Annotated in this window: 1 protein-coding gene; it reads left to right on the top strand. The window is 65.4% G+C overall.

The features are described from left to right. Positions 1–138: 138 nt before the first annotated feature. On the top strand, positions 139–746 hold a 608-nt coding region (locus DB30_RS10945; RefSeq protein WP_146658491.1), incomplete at its 3' end, for a transposase.

The raw sequence follows: 746 nt of genomic DNA, 5'->3' as shown, positions 1-746 counted from the left end.
TGATCGACGACATTTATTTTTGCCGGTCGACGACAACTAAAACTGCCGGTGCAGGCCAGCCGATCGCGCGTGCGACGCTGGGGCTCAGGAGCCCACAGCGTGGTCACGGACGAACAAGTACGGCTGCTCAGGAGCAAGATGAACGAAGGCAAGACACAAGAGACCGCAGCAGCAGCGGCCGGCATGAGCGTGCGAACGGCACGCAAGTGGCAGACGGGCTCGCTACCGTCCCAAACCGAGTCACCCCCGCGAGGCTGGCGGACCCGCAAGGACCCCTTCGAGGGCGTCTGGGAAACCAAGATCGAGCCGCTGCTCGAAGCCGACACCAGCGCAGACCTCGAAGCCAAGACGCTGATGCAGCTGCTCGTCGACGCTGATCCAGAGCGCTTCTCGATCGGCCAGCTGCGAACCATGCAGCGGCGCGTCCGGGACTGGCGAGCGCTGCACGGCCCCGAGAAGGAGGTCTACTTCGAGCAGGAGCATCCGCCCGGCAAGGAGGCGGGGCTCGACTTCACCTCTGGCAACAGCCTTGGCGTGACGGTCGGTGGTCAGCCCTTCATGCACCTGCTCTTCGAGTTCGTGCTGATCGCCAGCAAGTGGACCTGGGCCTGCGTGGCGTTCTCGGAGAGCTTCGAGGCGCTGGTCGAGGGCCTGCAGCGAGCCCTGTGGACGCTGGGAGGCGTGCCACGGCAACTGGTCCTCGACAACATGTCGGCGGCCACTCACGACCTCCAGAAGGGCCGCGG

The sequence above is a fragment of the Enhygromyxa salina genome, from assembly GCF_000737335.2.
GTDB classification, from domain to species: Bacteria; Myxococcota_A; Polyangia; order Nannocystales; family Nannocystaceae; genus Plesiocystis; species Plesiocystis salina_C.
The sequence above is the reverse complement of the archived record's forward strand: the minus strand, read 5'-3'. Positions and strand labels throughout refer to the sequence as shown.